Genomic DNA, 25,125 nt, shown 5'->3' on the forward strand with positions numbered 1-25,125 from the left:
AATTAAATGAAGCAACAACTCATAACTCATAATTCAAAACTCATAATTATTAATAAGGGCAATGACGACAACCGTTTCCACAACATTTGCCTCTTTTTAGATGATACCAGGTTTTAAAAACCATATTGCCATTTTCCATGTAATAATCAATGCCTTCGATAAGTTTTTCTGTTTTGGGCAACGATGCGGCTTTATTTTTTAAAGCTTTTTCAGGAGTTATTGTTTCTATATAAGCGTCAATTTTATCTTCGCAGGCTTCTTTGAAACAGGCTGGGCACAAACAGTCACCTCCTTCTGAAAGATTAAAAATAGGTGGGTAATCATTGCACCAGCATTTGTTTTCAACTGAAATATCTCCACAGCTGAAAGAAGTTTCACAGCTTGAGCAAATTTTTGTTTTTGTGGTATTCATAATGTAAAGATACAATTTGTTGAATTTTGTAAGAATAAAAGTAAACAAAAAAATCAGAAAATGATTTACCTTTGTCCCTATCCAAAACGTTAAATATGAAATTTTATTTACCTAAGTTAGTATTTTTTCTTTCTTTTTTTATTCTTACAAGTTGTAAAAAAAGTGAGAATATTGAAACCGTAAAATCAGAAACTGCAAAAAATAGCATCGAATTCGCTTCAGGGCTTTCTATCGTAAAACAAGAAGGATATTCTGTAGTTACAATCTCAAATCCTTGGCCTAATGCAAATAAGGATTTTAAATATGTTTTAAAAGAGAAAGATGCTAAAGTTCCGGACAGTCTCCAAACCTATACAACAATAAAAGTGCCATTAGAGTCAGTAGTGGTTACTTCGACAACAAATATTCCGTTTTTGGAAATGCTGGAAGTTGAAGATAAATTGGTTGGTTTTCCACACACCGATTATATTTCGTCTGAAAAAACAAGAACACTTATTGATAAAGGTTCAGTAAAAAATGTTGGACAAAATGAAAAATTAAATATTGAGCAGCTGATTGAATTATCACCAGATTTGATTGTGACTTTTGGAGTCGATAACAATAATCCGATGTTGGATAATTTGAAAAAAAGCGGCTTAAATGTTTTGATTCAGGGCGATTGGATGGAACAATCTCCACTTGGAAAAGCCGAATGGATTAAGCTTTACGGGGCATTATTTGGCAAAGAAGACAAAGCAAAAGAATTGTTTGATAAAATTGTTGAAAGTTATAATCAAGCTAAAAAATTAGTAGCAGATAAACCGGCAACAACAAAAGTTTTATACGGTTCTATGTATGAAGATGTTTGGTATGTAGCCAAAGGAAATAGCTGGGTTGCACAATTTATGAAAGATGCAAAAGCCGATTATTTATGGAGCAATTTAAAAGGAACAGGAAGTGAAGGTTTATCTTTCGAAAAAGTGCTGGATAAAGCAAAAGGCGCAAATATTTGGGTGGTTTCAGGTTCTTTTAAAACTTTAGAAGAATTGCAGAAAGCGAATCCTCATTATGGTGAATTTGATGCTTTTAAAAATAAAACGGTTTATTCTTTAGAAAGTAAATTTGGAGCAACTGGCGGAACTATTTTTTATGAATTATCACCAAGTCGCCCAGATTTGGTTTTAAAAGATTATATCAAGATTTTCCATCCGGATTTATTGACGGGTTATGAATTTACTTTTGCATCAAAACTAAATTAAATTGGCAAACAAAAAACGAAATACCATTTTATTTGTCGTTTTGTCTTTGGGATTTTTACTTATGTTTTTTGCGAGCATTAGTTTAGGATCTGTTACAATTCCGCTAAAAGATGTTTTTGCGAGCTTAACAGGTGGACAAGCGACAAAATCAACTTGGGAATATATTATTATAAATTATCGTTTGCCAAAAGCAATTACGGCGGTTTTAGTTGGAGCAGGTCTTTCGATCAGCGGACTTTTGATGCAGACTTTATTTAGAAATCCGTTAGCAGGCCCGTATGTTTTAGGACTGAGTTCAGGCGCAAGTTTAGGTGTTGCTTTTGTGATTTTGGGAGCTGGATTTTTGCCTTCTTTTTTACAGGTAATAGCATTGTCATCATACGGAATTGTGATTGCTTCTACTTTTGGAAGTACATTAGTTTTGCTTTTGGTTTTAGTAGTTTCACAAAGATTACGCGACACAATGGCAATCTTGATTGTGGGCTTGATGTTTGGAAGTTTTACATCGGCAATTGTGAGTGTCCTGACGTATTTTAGTACAGCAGAACAACTTCAAAAATTCACTTTTTGGTCAATGGGAAGTCTTGGAAATCTTTCTTGGGGAACTATTGTAATTTTGACAGTTTGCGTCGGAATTGGTTTGATTTTAAGTGCAAGTAGTATAAAACCTTTAAACGCATTGCTTTTGGGTGAAAATTACGCAAAAAGCATGGGATTGAACTTTAAAAAAGCAAGGTTGATCATCATATTTGCTACGAGTATTTTATCAGGAAGTATTACGGCTTTTGCAGGACCAATTGCTTTTATCGGACTTGCAGTGCCGCATATTGCAAAACTGGTTTTTCAAACAAGCAATCATACAATATTGTTTTGGAGTACATTATTTTTTGGATCTATAATAATGCTGTTTTGTGATATCGTTTCACAAATGCCGGGATTTGATGTGACGCTTCCAATAAATGCGATAACCTCTATAATTGGTGCTCCGGTTGTAATTTGGCTTTTAGTCCGAAAAAGAAATTTTCAGTAATTTGTTTAGCCACAGATTGCACAGATTAAACGGATTATTTTTAAACTTAGAACTTAGGATCTTAGTAACTCAGAATCTTTAAAAATGAAAAACATTTTAACTACTTCAAATTTAAATATTGGATACAAATCCAAGAAAGGAGTTACGACCATTGCTGAGCATCTAAATCTAAATTTAGCATCAGGAAAACTCATTACTTTGATTGGAGCAAACGGAATTGGAAAATCAACTTTACTTCGTACAATTACCGGAATCCAAAAACCATTGTCTGGAAATGTTTATTTGAATGAGAAAAATATCTCGGCATACAAACCTTTAGAATTAGCGCAGAATTTAAGTTTGGTTTTAACCGAAAAACTACCGCCAAGCAATCTTTCTGTTTTTGAATTGGTTGCGTTGGGACGTCAGCCTTATACGAATTGGATAGGAACTTTAAATCCTGAAGATGTTGTAAAAGTAAATGAAGCTTTAGACTTAACTCAAATTACGCATTTAGCAAAAAAGAAACATTTTGAAATAAGCGACGGACAATTACAGAAAGTTTTAATTGCGCGCGCGCTTGCGCAGGATACGCCTTTGATTATTTTGGATGAACCAACAACGCATCTTGATTTGCTTCATAAAGTTTCATTATTCAAACTATTGAAAAAACTGACGCAGGAAACAGAAAAATGTATTTTGTTTTCTACGCACGATATTGATCTTGCAATTCAGTTAAGTGATGAAATGATTGTCATGATGCCAGAAAATATAGTACAAGATCAGCCGTGTAATTTAATTTCGAATGGAAGTTTTGCTTCTTTATTCAAAGATGAACATATTATTTTTGATGCTGAAAAAGGAAAGTTTATTGTGACCTAAAGAGTGTTTTCATAACGCACACGATACACATGAAGCATTTTTTCTAATTCCTTAGTTTTTATGTCCAATTCTCCAATATCAATCTTTTCATGATTAAATGCCAAATAGGTTGTGGAATTTTTCCCTCTTATTTCTGTATAAACTCTGTCATTTCGGATGTTATTCCATTTAACAAGTTTTTCATCTTTAAGTTTTATTCCTTCGGCATTAATTATAATTTGAGGGCTTTTGTCTCTTAACTTTTTAACATTGTCATAAGTTAAATAAACACCTACTCCTAAGAGAAATAATCCTAAATATTCTTTCTCATATAGAAAGTAGATCCCCGATGCATTCATTATTAGAGAAATTACTAATAAAAAAAGAATAGTAATTCTTGAGTAAAAAATTACCGTTTCTTTTGGAACTGAAATGTCATCTTTGAAAACATCTTTTTCGAGAAACTTTTTTTCTAATTGTTTTAATTTCTGTTTTTGCTGGTAATCTTTAAACTCTGTTTTTTCAAACCAGCTTCCGCTTTGCCAAATTAATTTTTCTTCAACTGCTTTTCGTTGTAATTCGTGGACATTCCTAACATTTTCATATGCCCAAATTTTCCATTGATTGACAAAATAACTCCACACTAGCCAGCCCGATAGAAAGCCCAATAGAAATCCGATTGGAATGATCCAGCCTTCAAATATTTTTGCATAGAAAAGGTAAATTCCTCCTCCAATAATGCCAAAAGTTACAATCATTGGCAAATGTTTTAATTGCCATCTGCCTTTGCTTAAAGCTTGTTCTACGGTTACAGTTTCGGTCATTTTAGTTTTTGGGGTTAAAAAGGGAAGTTAATGCTTAATGAATATTATTTTCTCTGAGATATCGGTTTCGATGTATTTTAAGAGTATGTTGCAGTTCTAATACATCAGTGTTTAAATTGCCTATATCATGTTTCATTCGCTTATCTTGATCGATAATGTAATATACAAAAAAATGGTTGGTGTATTTGCCAGATCGTTCTGCTTCGATTCCTTCATTTTGAATATTGCTCCAGGAAACAAGCGCTTCATTTCTGTATTGAATTCCTTGAGAGTTGATTCGAAACTGAACGTCATTACTTTTCTTAAGTAACTTAGATGCATTGTAAATTAAAACTGTAATAAATGGTAATAAAAATAAGGAAAATATATAACCATCTTTGCCATCTGTAAGTGAATAGATGGCATAAATCAAAAGTGCAATTGCAATTAGAAAATATGTGAAAATTATAGTTTGAGAATAATAAATTAATTTTTCTTTCGAATAACTTAAATTGTTTAGATCAATGAAAGGTCTCATGTTATTTTTGCAACGAAATTTGTCTCTTAGCTTCTCCAACTACAAAAGCCACAGAATTGGCAATATTAAAACTACGAATCAATTTTGACATCGGGATCGTTAAATGATTTTCAAATAAAGCCAAAACTTCTTTGCTTAAACCAACACTTTCTTTTCCGAAAACCAGCCAGTCGCCATCTTGAAAATCAGTTTCTAAATATGATTTTTCGGCATGTGAACTCATTAAAAAAACACGAGATTTATCTGGAATCTGTTGCATCCATTCTTCGACATTTTGATATTCCGTTACATCAAGATGCACCCAATAATCCAAACCAGAACGTTTCAGGTTCTTGTCATTGATTACGAATCCGAAAGGATGAATTAAATGAAGTCGGCTTTCTGTGCCAACGCACAATCTTCCAATGTTTCCAGTATTATTAGGTATTTCAGGTTCTACAAGAACAACGTTTAGCATTTTTTTTGAGTTATGAATTATGAGTTATGAATTATGAGTTATGAATTATGAGTTTAGCAATTATCTGATTGCCATATTTTCTAATTATCTAATTGAAAATCTGAAACTTCAAGAACTTCTCCCGCTTTTAGGTTTTGCAAATATACATTACCAATCCGAACACGAACTAAGCGTAATGTTGGAAAACCAACTGCAGCAGTCATTTTTCGAACCTGGCGAAATTTTCCTTCTCTGACTGTAATTGATGCCCAGGAAGTTGGACCATGACGTTCGTCCCGAATTTTTTTAGCTCGTGGTCCAAAATCCGGAATTTCGGTAACAATAAATGCTTTACAACGTTTTGTCTTGTATTTGCCTCCATCAAGTCCAATTTCGACACCATTTTGCAATTGTTCTATCGCTTCAGGAGTAATTAATCCATCAACTTGAACATAATACTCTTTGTCAACTTTTTTGCTTCTAACGAGTTCGCTCATGTTACCGTCGGTTGTCAGTAAAAGCAATCCTTCAGAATCTTCATCTAATCTTCCAATTGCCATTGTTCCTTCGGGAAAATCGTGCAATTCGCCCAACAGCTTTTTCTTTCTTTTTAATTCATAAATGAATTGGCTCAAATAGCCGTACGGTTTAAAAAGAATGAAGTGTCTGTGCATTTTTATTTTTTTGCAAAGATAGTTTCTTTGGCAAAATTAATGGGTAAAGTTTTTAAGCTTTCATTTTTTTGAGCCATTGATACACAAACCAAATTACAGTTATCCCGAAAACGACAAGCAAAACCTTATAATAGTTTTGGAAAAATTCATGAAAATAGCTTCCGACTAAAATATAAATTGAAGCCATACATAATTTTATAAGAATAAATTCGGCATTTGACCAACAGGTTTTGATTTTGAAGAAATTCATAATAATTTGAATGTTAAGTTGCTATCATTAAAGGTAATAAATTTCGAAAAGATGGCAATTATAAAACAAAAGCAAGATCAAGTCGTAAATTTTTCAAGTGAGGAATTCGTAATATTATAGAAAGAACTCTAAATGAATAAAGTTATGGAAACGAATAATTTAGGTACAAAAAAAATAAATGGAGTACAGAAAAATGTGGATGATACAAAAGGCAAAAATGTTTCGCACGATGGAAAGTCAGAAGATGCTAATTTGAAAAAAGAAGTTGTTGCAGATAAAGAGGGAAATAAAGAAGTTGTGGAAAGAGCAAGAAACGAAAATGAGAAAATTAAAAAAGTTGCCGATGAAATAAGTCCAAATAATCCAAACGCAAATCGTGGTGTAGAAACAGATGAAGAAGCTAAGAAAACAATCGAAAATAAAGACCGAAATTCAGATATTACACCAAACCGTTATCCAAATTCAAATCCGGAAAGTCATGAAGATCGAGGTAATATGAAATTAGATGAAGATCAATAAAGCATTACACATTTTTTGTCAAAAAGAAGGCGTTTTAGCGTTAAATAACATTTGATTAGCATATCAAGTTAATATTATTGTAAACTCTGTTTTTACTGCTCTCGTTGCGTGATATCTTCGTAAATTGTAAAGACAATTTTAAATTACAAGAATATGGCACTTTTAGAAAACAAAGTGGCTTTTGTATCTGGTGGCGGTTCAGGAATTGGGCGCGCGGTTGCAGAAGCTTATGCTCGAGAAGGAGCAAAAGTGGTCCTTTCGGATATTAATGTTGAACATGGTGAAGAAACCGTAAAAATTATAAAAGACAGTGGAGGCGAAGCATTTTTTGTAAAAGGTGATTCGTCGACCGCAAGTGATAATAAGCGCATGGTTGAGGTGACGGTTTCAAAATACGGCCGACTTGATATTGCCTGTAACAACGCTGGAATGGGCGGACCCGCAAAACCAACCGGAGAATACGAACCCGATGCTTGGGATCGTGTAATTGCGCTTAATTTGAGCGGTGTTTTTTATGCGTGCCGTTATCAATTAGAGCAAATGGAAAAAAATGGCGGAGGAAACATCGTTAACATTGCCTCAATTCATGGTCAGGTTGCAGCGCCAAACAGTCCTGCTTATACAGCATCAAAACACGGAGTTGTCGGATTGACTAAAAATATTGCGGCAGAATATGCATTGAAAAATATTCGCTGTAATGCCGTTGGTCCCGGTTATATTGAAACAGCTTTGCTGAAAGATAATCTTACTCAAAATTTGATGGATGCCGTTGCAGCAAAAGCACCAATGAATAGACTTGGAACTGCTCAGGAAGTTGCAGATCTGGTTGTGTTTTTGAGCTCTGAAAAATCGTCTTTTACAACAGGAAGTTATATTATTGCAGATGGAGGTTATACTGCGATTTAACTTTAAAATATAAAAGTAAAAAAGGCTGTCTGTTTTTCCAGGCAGCCTTTTTTTGTATTAATAGGAAATTAATTTTTTAAAAGCGTCAAAATCAGGTTCAGGAACTATCGGATAAAAATAATCCAATTGCCATTGCTGCGTTTTTTTGGCTTGTTTGCTTTCAGTTTCATCCCAAGGCGGATAAACTCTGATAGCTCTTTTTCCTTCTTCTGTTTTTGAAGAAAAAATGGCTTTTTCCAACATAACATTTTTTGGAAAAATGAATTGTCCCAAGAGATTATCTTTTCGGACACTTACGATGACAAAATCGATGGCATCAGAATGATCAAAAGGCTCGATCAAGCCAAGTCTGCTTCGTTTCCACAAAGTGACAAACTGCCCGGTTTTGGCTGGAGTGATTTTAGCCTCACGATAACAAATGTTTTTTTCATTCATCTGGAAGCGGTAGGCACTGTAATCAATGCTTTCACTTTCCTGCTGCGGCTGAGTGCAATCAAAATCAAAACAATCATAAACCAGTTCCTTGGCTAAAATCAAATCCTTGGGGAAAGATTTGTGGTTCGACCAATGGTTTTTTACGATCATTTTGAGAAGACTTGCTTTTAGGCTTGTTTTCAAAATTATGTAGGTTTAGGGGGTTACGTTGGTTTTGGGGTTTAAATAGTTAATAATTTTTTTAAAATGAAACATTCAATCCAAAGTTCAATCCCCATTGGAATTGATTGAAAGACTGACTGCTCAAAGGATTCATATAATAATTCATAGCTGGTTCTACAAAAATATTTGTTTTTTTATAAACTCGATATTGTACTGTACTGCTTAAAGTTGGTCCGTAAACAAAACTATTTGCGTTTGCGTTTTCACCAATCGAATTTCCATCAATAGCAATACTATTTCCAATTAATTTTCCAACAAATCCGCCCGTATTTAAACTTATACTTGCTTTGTTTTTTGAAAAAACAGCATACGAAACTTCTAATGGCATTTCGATATATTTCAAGCTCTGATCTAAGTTCCCACTCTGAACATTATTACTATTCAGTGCATTTCTTGTGGTATTAGAAACCAGTACATAACTTTCGTTTGTTGCAATCTGAGGAACGGTCGCATTTTGTATTAAATAATCACTGGTTCCTAAAAATGCATTATTTTTCGTGCTAATATATGAAACATTTGCAACACTTTGTCCTAATTCATTTATTTTAAATCCAGAACCTACAGCCCATTTTTTGTTGAGCTTGTATTTCGTTTTCACTCCATAACTGTTACTTTGTTTGGAATCGTTGAGGTTGCCTAGCGTTTTGTCATTTTTATAGTTTTCAGAACTTGCTACGCCTGCAAAAACTTCAACTGCCCATTTTTCTTTATTTATACTGGCTTTTGGATCTTTTTCTTTTTCTTTTTTCACTTCAGGAGTAATGATTCCTTTTTCTAGATTTTGAAGTTCAGCTAATTGCACAGAATCCTTCTTACTTAAAACATCATTAAATTTTGAATTGTTTTTTTGAGTGTTTTCAGCAATTGCATTTTCTGATTTCTGAGTCTTGTCTAAAGATTCCTTTTTGTTTTCACTCAGCATATTTGGCTTTCTTTCCGATGAATTTGTTTTCGAAGGATTTAAAGCGACATTATTTGCATTTGAATTTAAATTGCTTTCAAAAACAGAATTTGGAAGTTGATTTTTTGAAGTCGCATTAAATGAATTCGTTGTTTTGCCTGTAAATGTTTTTTCAGCCAAAACTTTGTCAAGATTTCTTTTTTCATTTTCAGAAAATTGATTTTTTCCCGCAGAATTAAACCCGTTTTGTTTTCCTGAAGTATAATTTTTAAACGCGACAGCCTGATTCGAATTTCCTTTTTCGTTGTTTGATTTTTTATTTTCAGAAGTGCTAAACTGATTTTTCTCAGCTGAATTAAACCTGTTTTGTTTTTCTGAATCATAATTTTTAACCGCTACAGCTTGATTTGAATTATTTTTTTCAGTGTTTAATTTCTGAGTTTCTGAAGCATTTAATTGATTTTTATCAGCTGAATTAAATCTATTTTCTTTCGCTGAATTATAATTTTTAACTGCAACCGCCTGATTCGAAATTTGTTTTTCTGAGTTTATTGTTTGATTTCCACTAACAGAAAATTGATCGTTTTTCTCTTTAGCAGTTTTTCCTTCGGCGACAGCCTGATTTGTATTGTTGTTTACAATATTTGATTTTGAAACATTTGATTTTGAAATATTTGATTTTGAACGTGCAGTTTTAGAAGCATTTTCTGTTTCTGAATTATTTTCAGCAACTGCTGTTTCTTTCGTTTGATTTACAATCGAATTATTTGTAGCCTTTGTAGCGTTTTCCGAATTTGCTTTTAAAATTTCTTCTTTATTGTTTTCCGAATTTTGATCTTCTGTTGAAGTCGGTTTTTCATGGTTTTCACCATTTTTATTTTCATCAAGAACTACATTGTTTTTTTCTAAAGAAGTACCATTACCAATTTTGTTGCCCGAATCAGACAGAACTGCAGGAAGTGATAAGCATAATAATAAGCATGCCGCAGCCGACCACCAAAGAATCACTCTTTTTTTCTTTTTAGGTTTGTCTAGTTTTTCCTCAATACCAGCCCAAAGTTCTGGTGGCGGAACACTCGAAAAGTCTTCCAATGATGAAAAAATATCTTCTATTTTATGCTTCTTCATGCTATTTTAAAATTTTTTATGCTCAAAATCCTTTTCTGCAAAATTCCCTTTGCCCTGTTTAAATTTGATTTTGATGTTCCTTCTGAAATCTTCAATAATTCGGCTATTTCTTTATGTTTCATATGTTCAAAAACATATAAGTTGAAAACCGTCCTGTATTGATCGGGTAAATCCCGTATATATTCTAATAGTTTTTCTTTTTCTATCGGAATTGTATCTAATTCTTCTTCTTCAATAAAATCAGTATCAGGATCAAAAACATCTAAAAAGAAACTTTCTTTTTTCTTTTTATTTAAAGTTTCAATGAGTTTGTTGATGAAAATCCGTTTTAGCCAGCCTTCAAAACTTCCTTCAAATTTATATTGGCTTATTTTCTGAAAAACAATTACAAATGCTTCTTGAAAAACATCCTTGGCATCATCTTCATTTTTCATATACTTTAAGCATATACCATATAAAACCGGAGAAAACAGCTGATAGATTTTCAGCTGTCCTTCTCGGTTATTCTGCATGCAGAGCCTAATGTATTTTTCTAAATCGTCTTTCAAAAAAGTGGTATTGTTTGGTTTTGCAAAAATAGTTTATATAAACTTAAAAAACTATCTTTTAAAGATACTGCGCGCAGCATCCTGATTGTTGCTTACAATGGTTAGGTTTTGATTATCAAGATTTTCTATTACGTATGTCTTGCCTTCAAAGGTAATTAGGTCGTGTTCTGCTTGATCAGAAAACCCAATTCCTTTTCCTATTTCATAAGAGCTGTTTCTAATTTCGACATCATTTTTATAAGTGATAACTCTTCCGTTTGAAGTAAAAATTACTTTTTTGTTAAAACCAGCAGTTTTTGGTGTTGCGGTGTAAGGATTACTTGCGCCGCCAACTGATTTTTCCCAAATCCAGGTATTTACAATTGAACCCGAATTTAAATTGGAAGAATCAATTGAATAGGCGGTGGTAAAAAGTCCAAAAACTATAAGAAATAAAAAATGTTTCTTCATAATCAGATTATTTTAGATTTGTGATTTTATCTTTAATCGCTCTTTTGAAAGTGATGACATCTGTACTTTGATCTGCTGTATCGTTGTTGTCAAGAAAAATTTTAGTTGTCGTTGCTCCTTGTTTCCATTGGAAAAAGACACCGCCTTGGTTTGCTGAATCTGGTGTTCCAAATGTTTTATTTTGCCCTTTTAAACTTAAAATTTCTGAAGGAATAATTTTTCCAAATGCAGTATATTCACCTCTTTTAGTTTTTGCAAAATAAGCAGACTGATTAAAATTGAAGTTTCCAGGAGCTGTACTAGTTAATTTTAGAATGTTGAAATCATTTAGTTGAAAGAAGTTTTGACAATCAGAACCTGAACAATTTCCAAAATAGCTTCCGATAATAATATTATCTGGACTTTCGGTAGTTTTACTGAAAATGATTGTTTTAGAAGATCTTGGAAGTATAATAAAATCCGAAGGATATGTTGGAGCTACATTAGTTGCTTCTCCAGATTGAGGACCACTTTCGAAATAACTAATTAAAATTTCGCAGTTATTTTCGACTATTGAAGTCATTTTTATAGAATATCCGCTTGTAGATTTCATACCTGCAAAAATTCCAACTATCATGTTTTTATTAAAATCTATATTTGGGTCAGTTGCAATCGGACATGTATTTTCATGTTTAGTGAAAAGGAAATCCAATTTTTCTTGAGATGTCACTATTACAGCAGCCGGATTATCTGGGTAAGTTTTAACTGCGTAATTGCACAAAAGTGGATAACCTGCAAAAGGAAGTTCTTTACTAGCTCCACAATCTACATTTAAATCATCATTTCCTAAAGAGCATGCACTCAATCCAAAAGCTATAAATAAGCTCAACATTAATTTTTTCATTATATTATTTTAATAGGTTATATTTTGTAGATGGCTGAGTTTTAAAAAGGTTGCGTAGAAATTTATTTTTTCTTTTAATTTTTTTCAAAATGATGATTTAATTTAGAATAAATGCGAATTCGTGAAATTTTAATTTTAAAGATTTACTACTACGTATTATTGCGTACTTTTACTTAAAAAAAACTTAGATATGTTGAACTTTCTTCCCGTTTTATTGGCTTTCATTGTCGCGCTATTTTTAGGTATTTATTTGGGAAAACTTTTAATGTCGGCTAAATCTCAAACTGAAAAAGTGAGTTTGGAAGAAAAATTAAATGCCAATTTAAATCAGCAGCAACTGCAAAAAGAGCAGCTTGAAATGGAAAGAAATAATTTTCAGAAACAGATTCAATTAATCAATGCTGAAAAAGAAAATATAAGAACAGAAAAAGACAGTCTCGCAATTCAGCTTTCAAAAAAAGAAGTCGATTTTGAAAATTTATGGGAACGCCATAAAGAGCAGAAAGTTGAAATAACAGAGCTTCAGGAAAAATTCACCAAAGAATTTGAAAACCTGGCGAATAAAATTCTCGAAGAAAAGTCGGCTAAATTTACGGAACAGAACAGCGAGAACATGAAAAGCATTCTGTTGCCACTTCAGGATAAAATTCAAGGATTTGAAAAAAAAGTCGAACAAACGCATAAAGAAAGTATCGATTATCATGCAGCTTTACGTCAGCAGATTATTGGCTTAAGCGAAATGAACGCGCAAATGAGCAAGGAAACCCTGAATTTGACCAAAGCTCTGAAAGGCGATACTAAAATGCAGGGAAATTGGGGAGAACTAGTTCTGGAGCGTGTTTTAGAAAAATCTGGTTTAGAAAAAGGACGCGAATATGAAGTGCAGCAAAGTTTTACCAATACAGAAGGAAGCCGTGTTCTGCCAGACGTTGTAATCAATTTGCCTGATGGAAAGAAAATGATTGTCGATTCTAAAGTTTCGTTGGTTGCTTACGAAAAATGGGTTAACGAAGAATCAGAATTATTGAAAATCGATTTTCTGAAAGAACATGTGAGTTCTATAAAAAGGCATGTTGAACAACTCGGAAACAAAAACTATCACGATTTGTATCAAATGGAAAGTCCGGATTTTGTCTTGCTTTTTATTCCGATAGAACCCGCTTTTGCAATCGCTTTAAACGAAGATGCTACCTTATATAATAGAGCTTTCGATAAAAATATTGTAATTGTGACTCCGACTACTTTATTGGCAACTTTGCGTACAATTGACAGCATGTGGACGAATCAGAAACAACAGGAAAATGCTTTTGAAATTGCGAGACAAGCCGGAGCACTTTATGATAAATTTGAAGGTTTTGTGAGCGATTTGGTCCGAATTGGAAACAAAATCAAAGATACCAAAACCGAATACGAAAGCGCTATGAATAAATTAGTTGACGGAAAAGGAAATTTGATTTCAAGCGTTGAAAGACTTAAAAAAATGGGAGCAAAGGCAAAGAAGTCGCTTCCTGAAAATATTATTGCAAGAGCCTCAAATGAAGACGAAAATCAATTTTTAAATTAGATTACGATTTAACTACATCCAGAATAATATAAAATACAAAAAAAACAAAGACATGACTTCAGATTTCAAACTCGTTTCATCATCAAAAATTAGTATTTCAGAATTAATGCTGCCATCGCATACCAACTTTAGCGGTAAAATTCATGGAGGATATATTTTACAATTACTGGATCAGATTGCTTTTGCATCGGCATCAAAATTTAGTGGAAATTATTGTGTAACTGCGTCTGTTGATACAGTAAACTTTTTAAAACCTATTGAAGTGGGCGAATTGGTAACTATGAAAGCTTCTGTAAATTATGTAGGAAGAAGTTCAATGGTTGTTGGAATTCGTGTTGAAGCCGAAAACATTCAGACCGGGGTAATAAAACATTGTAATTCGTCTTACTTTACAATGGTTGCCAAAGATAAAGAAGGCAAAAGTGTTCAGGTTCCGGGACTTATTTTATCAAGTCTGGAAGAAGTACGCCGTTTTAGAAAAGCCATCAAGCATATTGAAATCAAAAAAGAAGTTGAAGAGCATGAAAAAGTTGCCAATGTGAATTCTATTGAAGATTTAGCGAGCTTGGATAAATATAATGTTCTTTTGGAAATCAGTTAGATTACCTATCTTTAGGTTATAACATTAAAATTATAACAAGATGGTAAAGTTTGGATATACAATATTATATGTTGAAGAAGTAGAAAAAGCAATTGAATTTTATGAAAATGCCTTTGGATTTTCAAGAAGATTTATTAGTCCGGACAATGATTATGGCGAATTAATTACAGGAGAAACCACGCTTTCATTTGCATCAAAAAATTTAGCAAACCAAAATCTGAAAGATGGCTTTATTCAAAGCAATTTAAAAAATAAACCTTTTGCAATTGAAATCGGTTTTATAACGGAAGATGTTGGAGAATTGGTACAAAAAGCAACTTCTTTTGGAGCCGTTTTAGTTACTGAACCCACGAAAAAACCGTGGGGGCAGGTTGTGGCTTATGTACGTGATCCCGAAGGATTTTTGATCGAAATTTGCACGCCTGTTCAGTAATAAAATTGAGGTAAAGTCCCTACGGGACAAACAGCGATGTTAATATGTTTTTTTTTTTATCAATATTTAATTCCTAACGGAATATCTCGTAGAGATTATATATTGGTAGAAATATAATAGAACATAATCTTTTTTGTCCCGTAGGGACTTCATAATTCACAATACTCATTTTTCACCCAAAATATTCACAAATTTTTAGCAGTAGTTCAAGAGCTTTGTAAAGAGAAATTTCGTAACTTTAAGTATACAATAATTAGGTTATAGAATATCTCACGGAGTACTGCCATTCTATTTTTTTAAGCTATTATCTTAAGTTCTGATTTTCTCTTCTTAAAATAAAAAAAATCGAATGACATAATTGTTTAATGATGACGATTATGAAAAGAACTACTTTATTAATTTTACTTTTTACCGCATTTTCTTTGCTTGCTCAGGATAAATTTAGAACCAATTCAGCGGTTGTAAATTTTGAAGCTTCAGTTCCTTTTTTTGAAGAAGTGAAAGCGGTAAATAAGCTCGGAACTCTTGTTCTTGAACCTGAAACAAGTACGCTTATCTGTACTGTTATTATCAAAGATTTTCGTTTTAAAATGGATTTAATGCAGGAACATTTTAACGATAATTATATTGAAAGTCATCGTTATCCAAAAGCTGTTTTTAAAGGTAAAATTGAAAAATTTGACCTAAAAAATATCGATGAAACTGAAAAAGAATACGATATTAAAGGAAAATTATATCTGCATGGAAAATCGAAAATGATTGCGGTAAAAGCGCTGATGAAAAGAGTTCCTGAAGGAATTCAGATTGTATCGACTTTCCCTATTTCAGTAGAAGATTTTAATATCGAAATTCCGTACGTTGTAGCCAACAAAATTTCAAAAACTGTCCAGACCGATTTAGCGGGAATCATGAAATAAAAATTGACGAAGATTTTTACAAATTCTTTTGGTTTTTAAAATAAATGGGTAGCAGCATATTGACCTCAAGAATTTGTAGAATCTGAGTCGTATGTTATTGCAAACAACTTCGAAGCGTTCGCTCTAAATCCGTAAACTGGAATTCAAATCCTGTTTTCTGGATTTTTTGTGATGCAACACGTTGTCCTTTTAAAACCGCTTCACTCATTTCTCCAAGTGCAATTTTTAAGAAGAAAGCAGGTATTTTAGGAAGCCAGATGGCATAACCTAAAACAGTCGCTAATGTTTTTGAAAATCCTGAATTTGTTGTGTTGTCAGTAACACAGGCGTTGTATGCGCCATCTATATTTTCATCGGTAATTGCTTTTAGGTAGATTTGAACTAAATCATCAATATGAATCCAGGGCAGATACTGTTTTCCTGTGCCTAAAACTGCACCAAAACCTGATTTAAAGCTCGGAACAACTTTTTTTAGGAAACCTTCATCTTTTCCAAAAACAATTCCAGTTCTGATTTTTACCGTTCTAATTCCGAGTGTATTTATTTTGTCGGCAGTATTTTCCCAAATCTGGCACGTTTTCCCGAGAAAATCATTTGCGGGCCGTGTTTCTTCATTACAAATTTTGTGACTTGTAATTGCCCCATAAATTCCAACTGCAGATGCAGAAACAAATGCGTTTACTTTTTTATTGTTTTCTTCTAAAATTGAAAAAATAAGTTCGATGGGTTTTGTTCGGCTTTCTAAAATTGCTTTTTTGCGTCTTTTAGTCCATCTTTTTTCAACAATTCCTTCGCCGGCAAGATGTATAATATAATCAGCATTCAGAACGGCTTCTTTCTCAATAAAATTTCTTTTGAGATCCCATTTATAATACGTAATAGATGGCGTGTTTTTTTGTTCAGATCGGGTCAAAACAGACACGGAAAAGCCATTGTCGATAAGAACATCGGTCAGATGTTTACCAACAAATCCAGTTCCGCCGGTTAGTAAAACATTTTGAGCCATAATAGTTTATAATATATTTAACAGTGGTTCTTGTTTAAGGATAAGTAAAGGTACTTAAACAATGTTTACCTTTATGGCAAATTCTAAATTTTAATAAAATGGCGACTAAAAAAAAGGTAATTACCAAAGATGATATCGTTTCAATATACATGAATGAAGTTTTAGAAAAAGGCCAAAAACCAAAATCCGTTTTTCATTTTGCGAAAGAAAATGATTTTACCGAAGCGGAGTTTTATACTTTTTTTGGAACATTAGAAGGTTTAGAAAAAGAAATATTCCGACTATTTTTTGAAAACACAGTCAACTTACTTCACAAAAACGAAGAATATCAGCAATATGATATGAAAAATAAAATGCTGAGTTTTTATTACACTTTCTTCGAAATTTTGACTGCCAACAGAAGTTATGTGCTTCAATCGCTTAAAATCGACAGAAATCCGCTTAAAAATTTAGTTCAGCTGACATCGCTCCGAAACAGTTTCAAAGAATATGTTTCAGAAATTCTAACAGATGATTACAGATTAGAACAGGAAAAACTTCAGAAATTTCAGGAAAGCGCCATTCAGGAATCGGCTTGGTTGCAGTTAATGTTGACGATTAAATTCTGGATGGATGATGAATCTGCTGCTTTTGAAAAAACCGATATTTTCATCGAAAAATCAGTGAATGCTTCCTTCGAATTAATGAATGTAGCGCCAATGAATCATTTGATTGAACTTGGAAAATTTCTGTTTAAAGAAAAAATATACAGCAAAAAATGAAAACAATCGATTATATACCAACTTCAAAAATAGAAAGAGCTGGAAAACTGGTTCAGACCGGCGCCAAAATTGGAGTAAACTACGTAAAACATTACGCTGAAAAAATAGTTAATCCCGATTTGACCCGAGATAAATTAAATGAAAATAATGCCGAAGATATTTATGACGGATTAAAAAGCTTAAAGGGAAGTGCGTTGAAAGTCGCTCAAATGTTAAGTATGGATAAAAACTTTTTACCTCAGGCTTATGTGGAAAAATTCTCGCTTTCGCAGTTTTCTGTTCCGCCGCTTTCTGCTCCTTTGGTTTTAAAAACCTTCAAAAGCAATTTCGGAAAAACGCCGTATGAAATTTTTGACGAATTCAACCCAAATTCTGTAAATGCAGCAAGTATTGGTCAAGTACATTTGGCTAAGAAAAATGATAAAAAACTGGCGGTTAAAATTCAATATCCTGGAGTTGCAAACAGTATTTCTTCTGATTTGGCTTTAGTTAAACCAATTGCCATCAGAATGTTTAATCTTCAGGGAAAGGATTCGGATAAATATTTCAAGGAAGTCGAAGACAAACTGATTGAAGAAACTAACTATTTGTTAGAGTTAAAACAAAGTCAGGAAGTAGTTGATGCTTGCAATAAAATTGAAAATATTTCTTTCCCGAATTATTATCCTGAATTTTCATCAGAGAAAATCATTACAATGGATTGGATGACGGGAATTCATCTTTCTGAATTTACGGCAAAAAATACAGATCAGGAAGTTGGCGATAAAATAGGGCAGGCGCTTTGGGATTTTTATATGTACCAAATTCACGTTTTGCGAAAAGTGCATGCCGATCCGCATCCGGGAAATTTTTTGGTTGATGATCAAAATCAATTAATTGCATTGGATTTTGGCTGCATGAAACAAATTCCGGAAGAGTTTTATACGCCATACTTTGAGTTAATCAATAAAAATGTAATTACAGACGAGAAGCTTTTTAATGATAAGTTATACGAATTAGAAATTCTTCGTGAAGATGATACGCCTGCAGAAGTAGAATATTTCACGGAGATGTTTCATGATTTATTATCGCTTTTCACGAGACCTTTTCAAAACGAAACTTTCGATTTTGCCGATGAAACTTTCTTTAATGCAATCGCACAATTAGGAAAACGTTTTTCAGAAGATACAAACTTGAAAAAAATGAATGGAAATCGTGGTTCTAAACACTTTATTTACATGAACCGTACTTTCTTCGGACTTTATAATTTAATGTTCGATTTGAAGGCGAAAATTGTCGTTGAGAATTATTTGAAATATTAGGTTTTTGTTTCAAGTTTCAAGTTTCAAGTTTGCTGAACTTTACGGATAGAACTTTGTCAAAGTTTAAAACTTTGACAAAGTTTTTTTTTTCATCCAGTTTGTCATTCCGAGGAACGAGGAATCTTCGCAAGAAGCTCTACAAAGATTGTCGATTCTGATTGCGGAGCTACTTGCGAAGATTCCTCGTTCCTCGGAATGACAAGATTGGGTATAAATCTGCGAAATCTGCGAGAAACAAAATTAAACGCACAGCAAAAACCTTAAACTCGAAACAAACTTATTTCAAAATTCCAGCTTTGTAAGTCGCAATCGCACGATCTCTCGCAAATGCATGATCAACCATTGGTTCATTATAACCCAAATCAAATTCAGGAATCCATTTTCTTATATATTCGCCTTTTTCGTCAAATTTATTTTGTTGGATTTCGGGATTAAAAACTCTGAAATAGGGCGCGGCGTCGCAACCTGTTCCCGCTGCCCATTGCCAGTTTCCTACGTTTGAAGCCAATTCAAAATCCAATAGTTTTTCAGCAAAATAGGCTTCGCCCCATTGCCAGTTAATCAATAAATGTTTGCATAAAAAACTCGCCACAACCATCCGAACACGATTGTGCATATAACCGGTTTCATTTAATTGACGCATTCCTGCATCGACCATTGGATAACCTGTGGTTCCAGAACACCAACGTTTAAAATCTTCTTCGTTATTGCGCCATTGGATTCCGTCGTAAGCCGATTTGAAATTATGATTGACGCAATTTGGGAAACTAAATAGTATTTGAATAAAGAACTCTCTCCAAATCAATTCACTTAAAAAAGTCTGATTTTTTCTGTTTGCCCAATTTACTAATTTTCGAATGCTTACAGTTCCAAAACGTAAATGTGGAGAAAGATAAGAGGTACTGTCTAAAGCCGGGAAATCCCGTGTTTCTTTATAATTTGAAATCTGAGATAAATTATGAGGTTGTATTTTTATAGCACTTCTTTCAAAACCAATTTCTGATAATTCTGGAAATGAAAATTGATTTTTGAAAAAATTAGATTGAAATGGAGTAGAATCATATTCTGGAGCTGATCCTAAAAAATGATATTTTTCGAGCCATTTATTTTTATAAGGCGTGTAAACCGTATACGGATTTCCGTCTGCTTTTGTGATTTCTTTTTCTTCGAAAATTACATGATCTTTAAAAGAGAAACACTCGATTTTATTTTCTTTTAAAAGAGAACAAATTGTATTGTCACGTTTAATTGCAAACGGTTCGTAATCTTTATTGAAAAAAACGTTTTGGATGTCAAATTCTGTAATAAGTGATTTCCAGACTTCTGTTGTTTTTCCTTTTTTGATTAGAATTGAAGAATTGAATTCGCTTAGCTGTAAATTTATTTTTTGAAGTGAATCGTAAATAAAAGTTACTCTGGCGTCATTTTTTGGAAGATTATCCAAAATATCTTCGTCAAAAATAAATAGCGGAATTACAGGAAAATCCGATTGTAAAGCATGAAATAATCCGGTATTGTCTTCTAATCGCAAATCGCGTCTGAACCAGAAAAAAGAAACTTTTTGTTTTGTCATTATAATTGTTTTTGCTAATCGAATTTTCAAGTTTTTTCTTCTAATGCCGAAAATTGCTCGCAAAGAGGCGAAGGCGCAAAGTTTTGTTGAAAAACTTGAAAAAGAAATGCTTTGCGACTTCGCGTCTTTGCGAGATTAAAAAAACATTTTGCTTTATATCTTAAAAGCTTTTTTGTTTACCATTAATTTGTACGACTTGTGGCTCTTTTTGGGTATTAAATAATTCTTCGATTTTGTTGTGACGGAAATCGAAGATCGTTTTTAATTTGTTTCTGACAATCAAAGTATTCATGAACCGGCCTAAAATTCCGAGTGGAAGAGCGTAATGAACAATATCTGTCATTTTTGTTTGGCCGTCTTTTGTGCGTTCAAAAAAATGTTTGTGATGCCATAATTTATACGGACCAAAACGCTGAATGTCTATGAAATATTCATTTTCCTTGCAGGCCGTAATTTCAGTAACCCAAGAAATTTTAATTCCGAAAAGCGGTTTTAAGGTGTAAGTAATGAGTTGTCCGTGATACATTCTTTTATTATCAAAATCCTGAATTTCAAAACTCATATTGTCAAGCGTTATGGTTTTAAGATTTTTGGGACTGGAGAAAAAATCCCAGCAATCTTCAACACTTGAGTTTACATACTGAACGGTTTCTATTTTGTATAATTTCATTTTCTCGTTGAATCAATTGTTCTTAAAAAACGTGAGCGTTAGGGGTTGCAGTGGAGCTCTTTTTGTGGCTGGCTTCTTTAGCCAGACATAAAAAAGCGGGAACGGAAAACCCGGCCGTTAGGTAACGCCCAAAATATTTTACATTCTATAATATTTAAACGGTACAAACAACATTCCGAAACATTCTCCTTTTTCTTTATTAAGGTGTTTATGGTGTATTTTATGCGCTTTTCGGAGTCCGATGAGGTATTTGTTTTTAGTGTTTTTAAACCATTTGAAACGCTGATGTATCAATACATCGTGAATTAAAAAATAGCAAACGCCGTAAAGCGTGATTCCGCAGGCTATGAAAAACAAATAATTAAAACCGCCCTGAACACCAAAATAAAACAGAATGATACTTGGAGTCGCAAAAATGACAAAGAAAATATCGTTGCGCTCGAAAGTATGCTCATATTTTGGCTGATGATGATCTTCGTGAAAATACCACATAAAACCGTGCATTACGTATTTGTGCGTAAGCCAGGTAATACATTCCATGAACAGAAAAACGCCTATAAAGATTAAAAAAGAAATCATTTTATAAATGTTGTTATTAAAATTATGATTTTATTTTGTTTGAGTTTAGCTTTAGATTATAAAAGATTAACTCTAAAGATTTTTTGTTGCCGTTTCGCTCATTTTTGTCATTCCGAGGAACGAGGAATCTCCGTAAGTAACTCCGCAACGAGAATCCAATCTTTGTCGAGCTTCTCGTGGAGATTCCTCGTTCCTCGGAATGACAAACTGTTGGGTTAATCTTAAACCAACTTCAGTTTATAAGTCACAAAAGACTGCGCTAAAAGCCCCGCTTTTGTATAATTTGAAACCCGAATTCGAGAATTTCCAATTTCATGCGACGGTGTGTTTTTTAATTTTTTGAGTAACTTTTTATAATAAACATAAGCCGTATAAACGCCAAATTTGGCCTCAATTGGTAATTTTACAATTCCTTGATAGGCGATACGAAAATCTTCTTCAATTTCTTTAATAATTTGTGCTTTTGAAGCTTCGTTGAAATTGTTGAGGTTGATTCCCGGAAAATAAGTTCGGTTTAAAACCAAGTTGTCATCTCTTAAATCTCTCAGGAAATTCACTTTCTGAAAAGCTGAACCCAAACGCATGGCTTCATCTTTTAATTGTTCGTATTTGTGCTCTTTTCCAGCAACAAAAACTTTCAGGCACATTAAACCAACAACATCGGCAGAGCCGTAAATGTAATCTGTATATTCGGTTTGTGTGTTGTAAGTTGATTTTATAAGATCGAGTTTCATGCTTCGCAAAAAAGCCTGAACTAAATCATCTGTAATATTATATTCTTTTACGGTATGCTGAAATGAATTCAAAATAGGATTTAAGCTGATGCCTAATTGCATTGCTTTATAATACTCTTTTTCGAAATCATCAATAAGATATTCTTTTTCATAATCATGAAATGAATCTACAATTTCATCAGCAAAGCGAACAAAACCATAAATGCTGTAAATGGCATCGCGAATACTTGGTGAAAGCATTTTTACAGCCAATGAAAAAGAGGAACTGTAATTTTGCGTAATCAGTTTACTGCATTTGAAAGAAACGGCGTCGAATAATGATTTCATTTTTTAAGATCTAAAAGATTTTTGAATTAACTCAGCAACCAATTTTCCCGAAATTAAAGCAGGCGGAACCCCTGGACCAGGAACAGTTAATTGTCCTGTAAAATATAAGTTACGTACTTTTTTGCTTTTTAGTTTTGGTCTTAAAAAGGCGGTTTGCAATAAAGTATTTGCCATTCCGTAAGCGTTTCCTTTGTAAGCGTTGTAATCTGTTACAAAATCATTTTTACAGAATGACTTCTTAAATATAATGTTATTTTTTATTTTTTGATTCGTAAGCTTCTCGAAACGAGTGATTATCTTTTCGAAATATTCTTCCCGAAGTGCTTCATTATCTTCGATTCCCGGTGCAAGCGGAATTAGGAAAAATCCTGATTCCATTCCGTTTGGCGCAGCTGTTAAATCGGTTTTAGAAGGGAAATTGGCATAAAATAAAGGCGCTTCCGGCCATTTTGGATTATCATAAATGTCTTTTGCATGTTGATTGAAATTGACATCGAAGAACAAAGCATGATGCGAAACGTTTTCTATTTTTTTATTAAAGCCAATGAAAAATAGGAGAGAAGATGGTGCGAAAACACGACTTTCCCAATATTTATCAGAATATGCACGATGCTCTTTTTGTAATAAAGTTTCGGTATGTTGATAATCGGCGCCACTTAAAATTAAATCTGCTTTTATGATTTCTCCGTTGATTTTAACTCCGGTTGCGGTTTTATTTTCAACAAGAATTTTTTCAATTGATGAGTTGGTTTTGATTGTTACGCCAAGTTCAAGAGCTAGTTTTTCGATGGCACAAATCACATCAAACATTCCCGTTTTTGGATGCCATGTTCCTAGTCCAAAATCGGCGTAATTCATGAAATTATAAAAAGAAGGTGTTTTGTTTGGTTTTGCTCCGAGAAATAAAACCGGAAATTCTAAAATCTGAATTAATTTTTCATTTTTGAATTTCTTACGGATATCCTGACTGACATTGCTTAAAAACTGATTTAGTTTTAATGCGGTTTTTGGAGTAATTAATTCTAAAGGCGAAACTCCAGGACGATAAACCAAATCTTTGATGGCAATATCGTAATTGCTTTTTGCCTGATCAATAAAGTTTTGAAGTTTAGATGCGCTTCCTTTTTCGATAGTTTCAAAAGTAGATTTGATTTCTTCCAAATTATCACAAATGCTGATAAAATCATTTGTTCCAAAATAAACCCGATAAGCTGGATTTAGTTTTATTAACTCATAATAATCAGAAGTTTGTTTATCGAAATCCTGAAAAAAACGTTCAAAAACATCCGGCATCCAGTACCAGCTTGGTCCCATATCAAAAGTAAAACCGTCTTTTTTGAATTGTCGGGCACGACCACCAATTGTTGGATTTTTTTCATAAATAATGACCTTGTTTCCTTGCTGTGCCAAGTAACATGAAGCGGCTAATGAAGAAAAGCCAGATCCTATTATGATGATAGTTTTTGTCATTTGTTTAACAAATATACAAAAACTTTAAACAAAACTATTGAATTTCTTCTATAGTTTCTTCCATCGAATCAAAAATACGAATGCGTTCGTGCAAAGCTGATTGATCAATATGTTCAACCATATTACCCATAAGCCAGATTTCGTTGTTTTTCAACAGCAGTTTTTGACCCATTGATTTCACATATTGATTGATAACAGCGCGATCAGGCTGTACAGTCATAAACGAAACGAAAGTAATATTTTCAAAATGACGCGTTAAATCCTGAAGATTTTCAATTGGCATACTTTCACCCAAATAAATGGTTTTGTATCCTTTTGATAAAATCTCGTATTGTAAATACAAAAGACCAATTTGATGAATTTCATTTAAAGGCAATGAAAGAACAAAGATTCGATCTGTTTTGGTAGGTTTTAATATTTGAAGACTTTCGGTATAAATTAAAATCTTTTGCTTGATCAAATGACTCATGAAATGCTCATTTGCAGGCGTAATAGTTTCAGATTGCCATAACAATCCTAATTCTTTCAACAATGGAAGAAAATGCTCTTTGAAAACTTCTTTAAAGCTTTTTTCTGAAATAAGCCAGTCAAAAGTATTAAAGAACAATTCCTGGTCAAAATTCATCATTGCCATTTTAAATGAGGTAATGGCATAGTTTTGTGAATTTTTCTTTGAGATAATTTCGCGAACTAATTGTGGAATTTTCTCTTCAGGATAAGTCGCAATTTTAGATATTTTATAACCGTACTCGTGCAGTAAAGTAATATTTAAAAGCTTTTGTAAGTTTTGTAAATTATATAGTCTGATATTAGTATCAGTTCGCATTGGTTCAAGAATATTATATCTTTTTTCCCAAATACGAATTGTATGCGCTTTAATTCCAGATAAGTTTTCAAGGTCTTTTATGCTGAAAACTGTTTTTATATTGTTTACCATTTTTAATTGTTGAATAAACAAAAATAAAATAAAATCTGA

Annotated in this window: 28 protein-coding genes; 11 read left to right on the forward strand and 17 right to left on the reverse strand. The window is 33.0% G+C overall.

The annotated features are described in order from the left end of the window. Window positions 1-49: 49 nt before the first annotated feature. On the reverse strand, window positions 50-412 hold the full coding sequence (locus tag ACNFIH_RS17035; protein ID WP_426484025.1) for a DUF5522 domain-containing protein: 363 nt from the start codon (window positions 410-412) through the stop codon (window positions 50-52). A 95-nt stretch (window positions 413-507) separates the two neighbouring features. Between ACNFIH_RS17035 and ACNFIH_RS17040 the strand changes: the two genes are divergently transcribed. From ACNFIH_RS17040 to ACNFIH_RS17050, 3 genes are all read left to right on the forward strand, one after another. Next, the gene (locus ACNFIH_RS17040) at window positions 508-1,650 is read left to right on the forward strand and encodes an ABC transporter substrate-binding protein (protein ID WP_426484026.1); all 1,143 of its coding nucleotides are present in this window, start codon (window positions 508-510) and stop codon (window positions 1,648-1,650) included. A 1-nt stretch (window position 1,651) separates the two neighbouring features. Further along, window positions 1,652-2,680 (forward strand): FecCD family ABC transporter permease, encoded by a 1,029-nt coding sequence (locus ACNFIH_RS17045; RefSeq protein WP_426484027.1) that lies wholly within the window; start codon window positions 1,652-1,654, stop codon window positions 2,678-2,680. A gap of 84 nt (window positions 2,681-2,764) precedes the next feature. After that, window positions 2,765-3,541 (forward strand): ABC transporter ATP-binding protein, encoded by a 777-nt coding sequence (locus ACNFIH_RS17050; protein ID WP_426484028.1) that lies wholly within the window; start codon window positions 2,765-2,767, stop codon window positions 3,539-3,541. On the opposite strand, the gene ACNFIH_RS17055 is transcribed toward ACNFIH_RS17050, so the two are convergent. The 4 genes from ACNFIH_RS17055 to ACNFIH_RS17070 form a co-directional block, all read right to left on the reverse strand. Further along, window positions 3,538-4,344 carry a hypothetical protein gene (locus ACNFIH_RS17055; RefSeq protein ID WP_426484029.1) on the reverse strand — a complete coding sequence of 269 codons (807 nt, stop codon included), beginning with the start codon at window positions 4,342-4,344 and terminating at the stop codon, window positions 3,538-3,540. The two genes, ACNFIH_RS17050 and ACNFIH_RS17055, sit on opposite strands and share 4 nt — an antisense overlap. 34 nt (window positions 4,345-4,378) lie before the next feature. Next, window positions 4,379-4,861 (reverse strand): hypothetical protein, encoded by a 483-nt coding sequence (locus ACNFIH_RS17060; protein WP_426484030.1) that lies wholly within the window; start codon window positions 4,859-4,861, stop codon window positions 4,379-4,381. A gap of 1 nt (window position 4,862) precedes the next feature. Further along, window positions 4,863-5,318 (reverse strand): tRNA (cytidine(34)-2'-O)-methyltransferase, encoded by a 456-nt coding sequence (locus ACNFIH_RS17065; protein ID WP_035649659.1) that lies wholly within the window; start codon window positions 5,316-5,318, stop codon window positions 4,863-4,865. Window positions 5,319-5,398: 80 nt separating this feature from the next. Next, window positions 5,399-5,971, reverse strand: coding sequence for a pseudouridine synthase (locus tag ACNFIH_RS17070; RefSeq protein ID WP_426484031.1), 573 nt, complete (start codon window positions 5,969-5,971; stop codon window positions 5,399-5,401). 394 nt (window positions 5,972-6,365) lie between these two features. Here ACNFIH_RS17070 and ACNFIH_RS17075 point away from each other — a divergent pair, with 394 nt between their 5' ends. Then, entirely contained in the window at window positions 6,366-6,740 is a 375-nt protein-coding gene (locus tag ACNFIH_RS17075; RefSeq protein WP_426484032.1) for a hypothetical protein, read from the forward strand. 153 nt (window positions 6,741-6,893) lie between these two features. Next, window positions 6,894-7,646 carry an SDR family NAD(P)-dependent oxidoreductase gene (locus tag ACNFIH_RS17080; RefSeq protein WP_426484033.1) on the forward strand — a complete coding sequence of 251 codons (753 nt, stop codon included), beginning with the start codon at window positions 6,894-6,896 and terminating at the stop codon, window positions 7,644-7,646. 57 nt (window positions 7,647-7,703) lie between these two features. Here ACNFIH_RS17080 and ACNFIH_RS17085 read toward each other — a convergent pair whose 3' ends face one another. The 5 genes from ACNFIH_RS17085 to ACNFIH_RS17105 are packed head-to-tail and all read right to left on the reverse strand — an operon-like array spanning window position 7,704 to window position 12,213. Continuing rightward, a complete protein-coding gene (locus ACNFIH_RS17085; RefSeq protein WP_426484034.1) occupies window positions 7,704-8,264 on the reverse strand; it encodes a MepB family protein in 561 nt (186 codons plus the stop codon). 58 nt (window positions 8,265-8,322) lie between these two features. After that, on the reverse strand, window positions 8,323-10,332 hold the full coding sequence (locus ACNFIH_RS17090) for a hypothetical protein (protein ID WP_426484035.1): 2,010 nt from the start codon (window positions 10,330-10,332) through the stop codon (window positions 8,323-8,325). Further along, window positions 10,329-10,880, reverse strand: a complete 552-nt coding sequence (locus ACNFIH_RS17095) for an RNA polymerase sigma factor (protein WP_426484036.1) — start codon at window positions 10,878-10,880, stop codon at window positions 10,329-10,331. Before ACNFIH_RS17095 ends, ACNFIH_RS17090 begins: the two co-directional genes overlap by 4 nt. A gap of 51 nt (window positions 10,881-10,931) precedes the next feature. Continuing rightward, a complete protein-coding gene (locus tag ACNFIH_RS17100) occupies window positions 10,932-11,330 on the reverse strand; it encodes a hypothetical protein (protein ID WP_035649640.1) in 399 nt (132 codons plus the stop codon). A 7-nt stretch (window positions 11,331-11,337) separates the two neighbouring features. Further along, the gene (locus ACNFIH_RS17105) at window positions 11,338-12,213 is read right to left on the reverse strand and encodes a protease complex subunit PrcB family protein (protein WP_426484037.1); all 876 of its coding nucleotides are present in this window, start codon (window positions 12,211-12,213) and stop codon (window positions 11,338-11,340) included. Window positions 12,214-12,403: 190 nt separating this feature from the next. On the opposite strand from ACNFIH_RS17105, the gene ACNFIH_RS17110 reads away from it, so the two are divergent. From ACNFIH_RS17110 to ACNFIH_RS17125, 4 genes are all read left to right on the forward strand, one after another. Continuing rightward, a complete protein-coding gene (locus ACNFIH_RS17110; RefSeq protein WP_426484038.1) occupies window positions 12,404-13,777 on the forward strand; it encodes a DNA recombination protein RmuC in 1,374 nt (457 codons plus the stop codon). A gap of 52 nt (window positions 13,778-13,829) precedes the next feature. Further along, window positions 13,830-14,378 carry an acyl-CoA thioesterase gene (locus ACNFIH_RS17115; RefSeq protein ID WP_426484039.1) on the forward strand — a complete coding sequence of 183 codons (549 nt, stop codon included), beginning with the start codon at window positions 13,830-13,832 and terminating at the stop codon, window positions 14,376-14,378. A 40-nt stretch (window positions 14,379-14,418) separates the two neighbouring features. Then, window positions 14,419-14,811 carry a VOC family protein gene (locus tag ACNFIH_RS17120; protein ID WP_426484040.1) on the forward strand — a complete coding sequence of 131 codons (393 nt, stop codon included), beginning with the start codon at window positions 14,419-14,421 and terminating at the stop codon, window positions 14,809-14,811. 377 nt (window positions 14,812-15,188) lie between these two features. After that, complete coding sequence (locus ACNFIH_RS17125; RefSeq protein WP_426484041.1) at window positions 15,189-15,728, forward strand: YceI family protein; 540 nt, start codon at window positions 15,189-15,191, stop codon at window positions 15,726-15,728. 94 nt (window positions 15,729-15,822) lie between these two features. Here the strand turns inward: ACNFIH_RS17125 and ACNFIH_RS17130 are convergent, their stop codons facing one another. Continuing rightward, the gene (locus ACNFIH_RS17130) at window positions 15,823-16,734 is read right to left on the reverse strand and encodes a TIGR01777 family oxidoreductase (RefSeq protein WP_035649627.1); all 912 of its coding nucleotides are present in this window, start codon (window positions 16,732-16,734) and stop codon (window positions 15,823-15,825) included. A gap of 98 nt (window positions 16,735-16,832) precedes the next feature. Here ACNFIH_RS17130 and ACNFIH_RS17135 point away from each other — a divergent pair, with 98 nt between their 5' ends. Together ACNFIH_RS17135 and ACNFIH_RS17140 are read left to right on the forward strand one after the other, a co-directional pair. After that, a complete protein-coding gene (locus tag ACNFIH_RS17135) occupies window positions 16,833-17,495 on the forward strand; it encodes a TetR family transcriptional regulator C-terminal domain-containing protein (RefSeq protein WP_426484042.1) in 663 nt (220 codons plus the stop codon). Beyond that, on the forward strand, window positions 17,492-18,796 hold the full coding sequence (locus ACNFIH_RS17140) for an ABC1 kinase family protein (protein ID WP_426484043.1): 1,305 nt from the start codon (window positions 17,492-17,494) through the stop codon (window positions 18,794-18,796). The genes ACNFIH_RS17135 and ACNFIH_RS17140 overlap by 4 nt, the downstream gene beginning before the upstream one ends. A gap of 277 nt (window positions 18,797-19,073) precedes the next feature. On the opposite strand, the gene ACNFIH_RS17145 is transcribed toward ACNFIH_RS17140, so the two are convergent. From ACNFIH_RS17145 to ACNFIH_RS17170, 6 genes are all read right to left on the reverse strand, one after another. Continuing rightward, a complete protein-coding gene (locus tag ACNFIH_RS17145) occupies window positions 19,074-20,369 on the reverse strand; it encodes a cryptochrome/photolyase family protein (RefSeq protein WP_426484044.1) in 1,296 nt (431 codons plus the stop codon). A 160-nt stretch (window positions 20,370-20,529) separates the two neighbouring features. Continuing rightward, entirely contained in the window at window positions 20,530-21,039 is a 510-nt protein-coding gene (locus ACNFIH_RS17150; protein WP_426484045.1) for an SRPBCC family protein, read from the reverse strand. 138 nt (window positions 21,040-21,177) lie between these two features. After that, window positions 21,178-21,618, reverse strand: coding sequence for a sterol desaturase family protein (locus ACNFIH_RS17155; protein WP_426484046.1), 441 nt, complete (start codon window positions 21,616-21,618; stop codon window positions 21,178-21,180). A 221-nt stretch (window positions 21,619-21,839) separates the two neighbouring features. Next, on the reverse strand, window positions 21,840-22,679 hold the full coding sequence (locus tag ACNFIH_RS17160) for a phytoene/squalene synthase family protein (RefSeq protein WP_426484047.1): 840 nt from the start codon (window positions 22,677-22,679) through the stop codon (window positions 21,840-21,842). A gap of 3 nt (window positions 22,680-22,682) precedes the next feature. Next, the gene (locus ACNFIH_RS17165; protein WP_426484048.1) at window positions 22,683-24,149 is read right to left on the reverse strand and encodes a phytoene desaturase family protein; all 1,467 of its coding nucleotides are present in this window, start codon (window positions 24,147-24,149) and stop codon (window positions 22,683-22,685) included. Window positions 24,150-24,183: 34 nt separating this feature from the next. Next, the gene (locus ACNFIH_RS17170; RefSeq protein ID WP_035649612.1) at window positions 24,184-25,086 is read right to left on the reverse strand and encodes a MerR family transcriptional regulator; all 903 of its coding nucleotides are present in this window, start codon (window positions 25,084-25,086) and stop codon (window positions 24,184-24,186) included. Between the last annotated feature and the right edge of the window lie 39 nt (window positions 25,087-25,125).

Origin of the sequence: Flavobacterium sp. 2 (assembly GCF_049949195.1) — a bacterium.
Lineage (GTDB): Bacteria > Bacteroidota > Bacteroidia > Flavobacteriales > Flavobacteriaceae > Flavobacterium.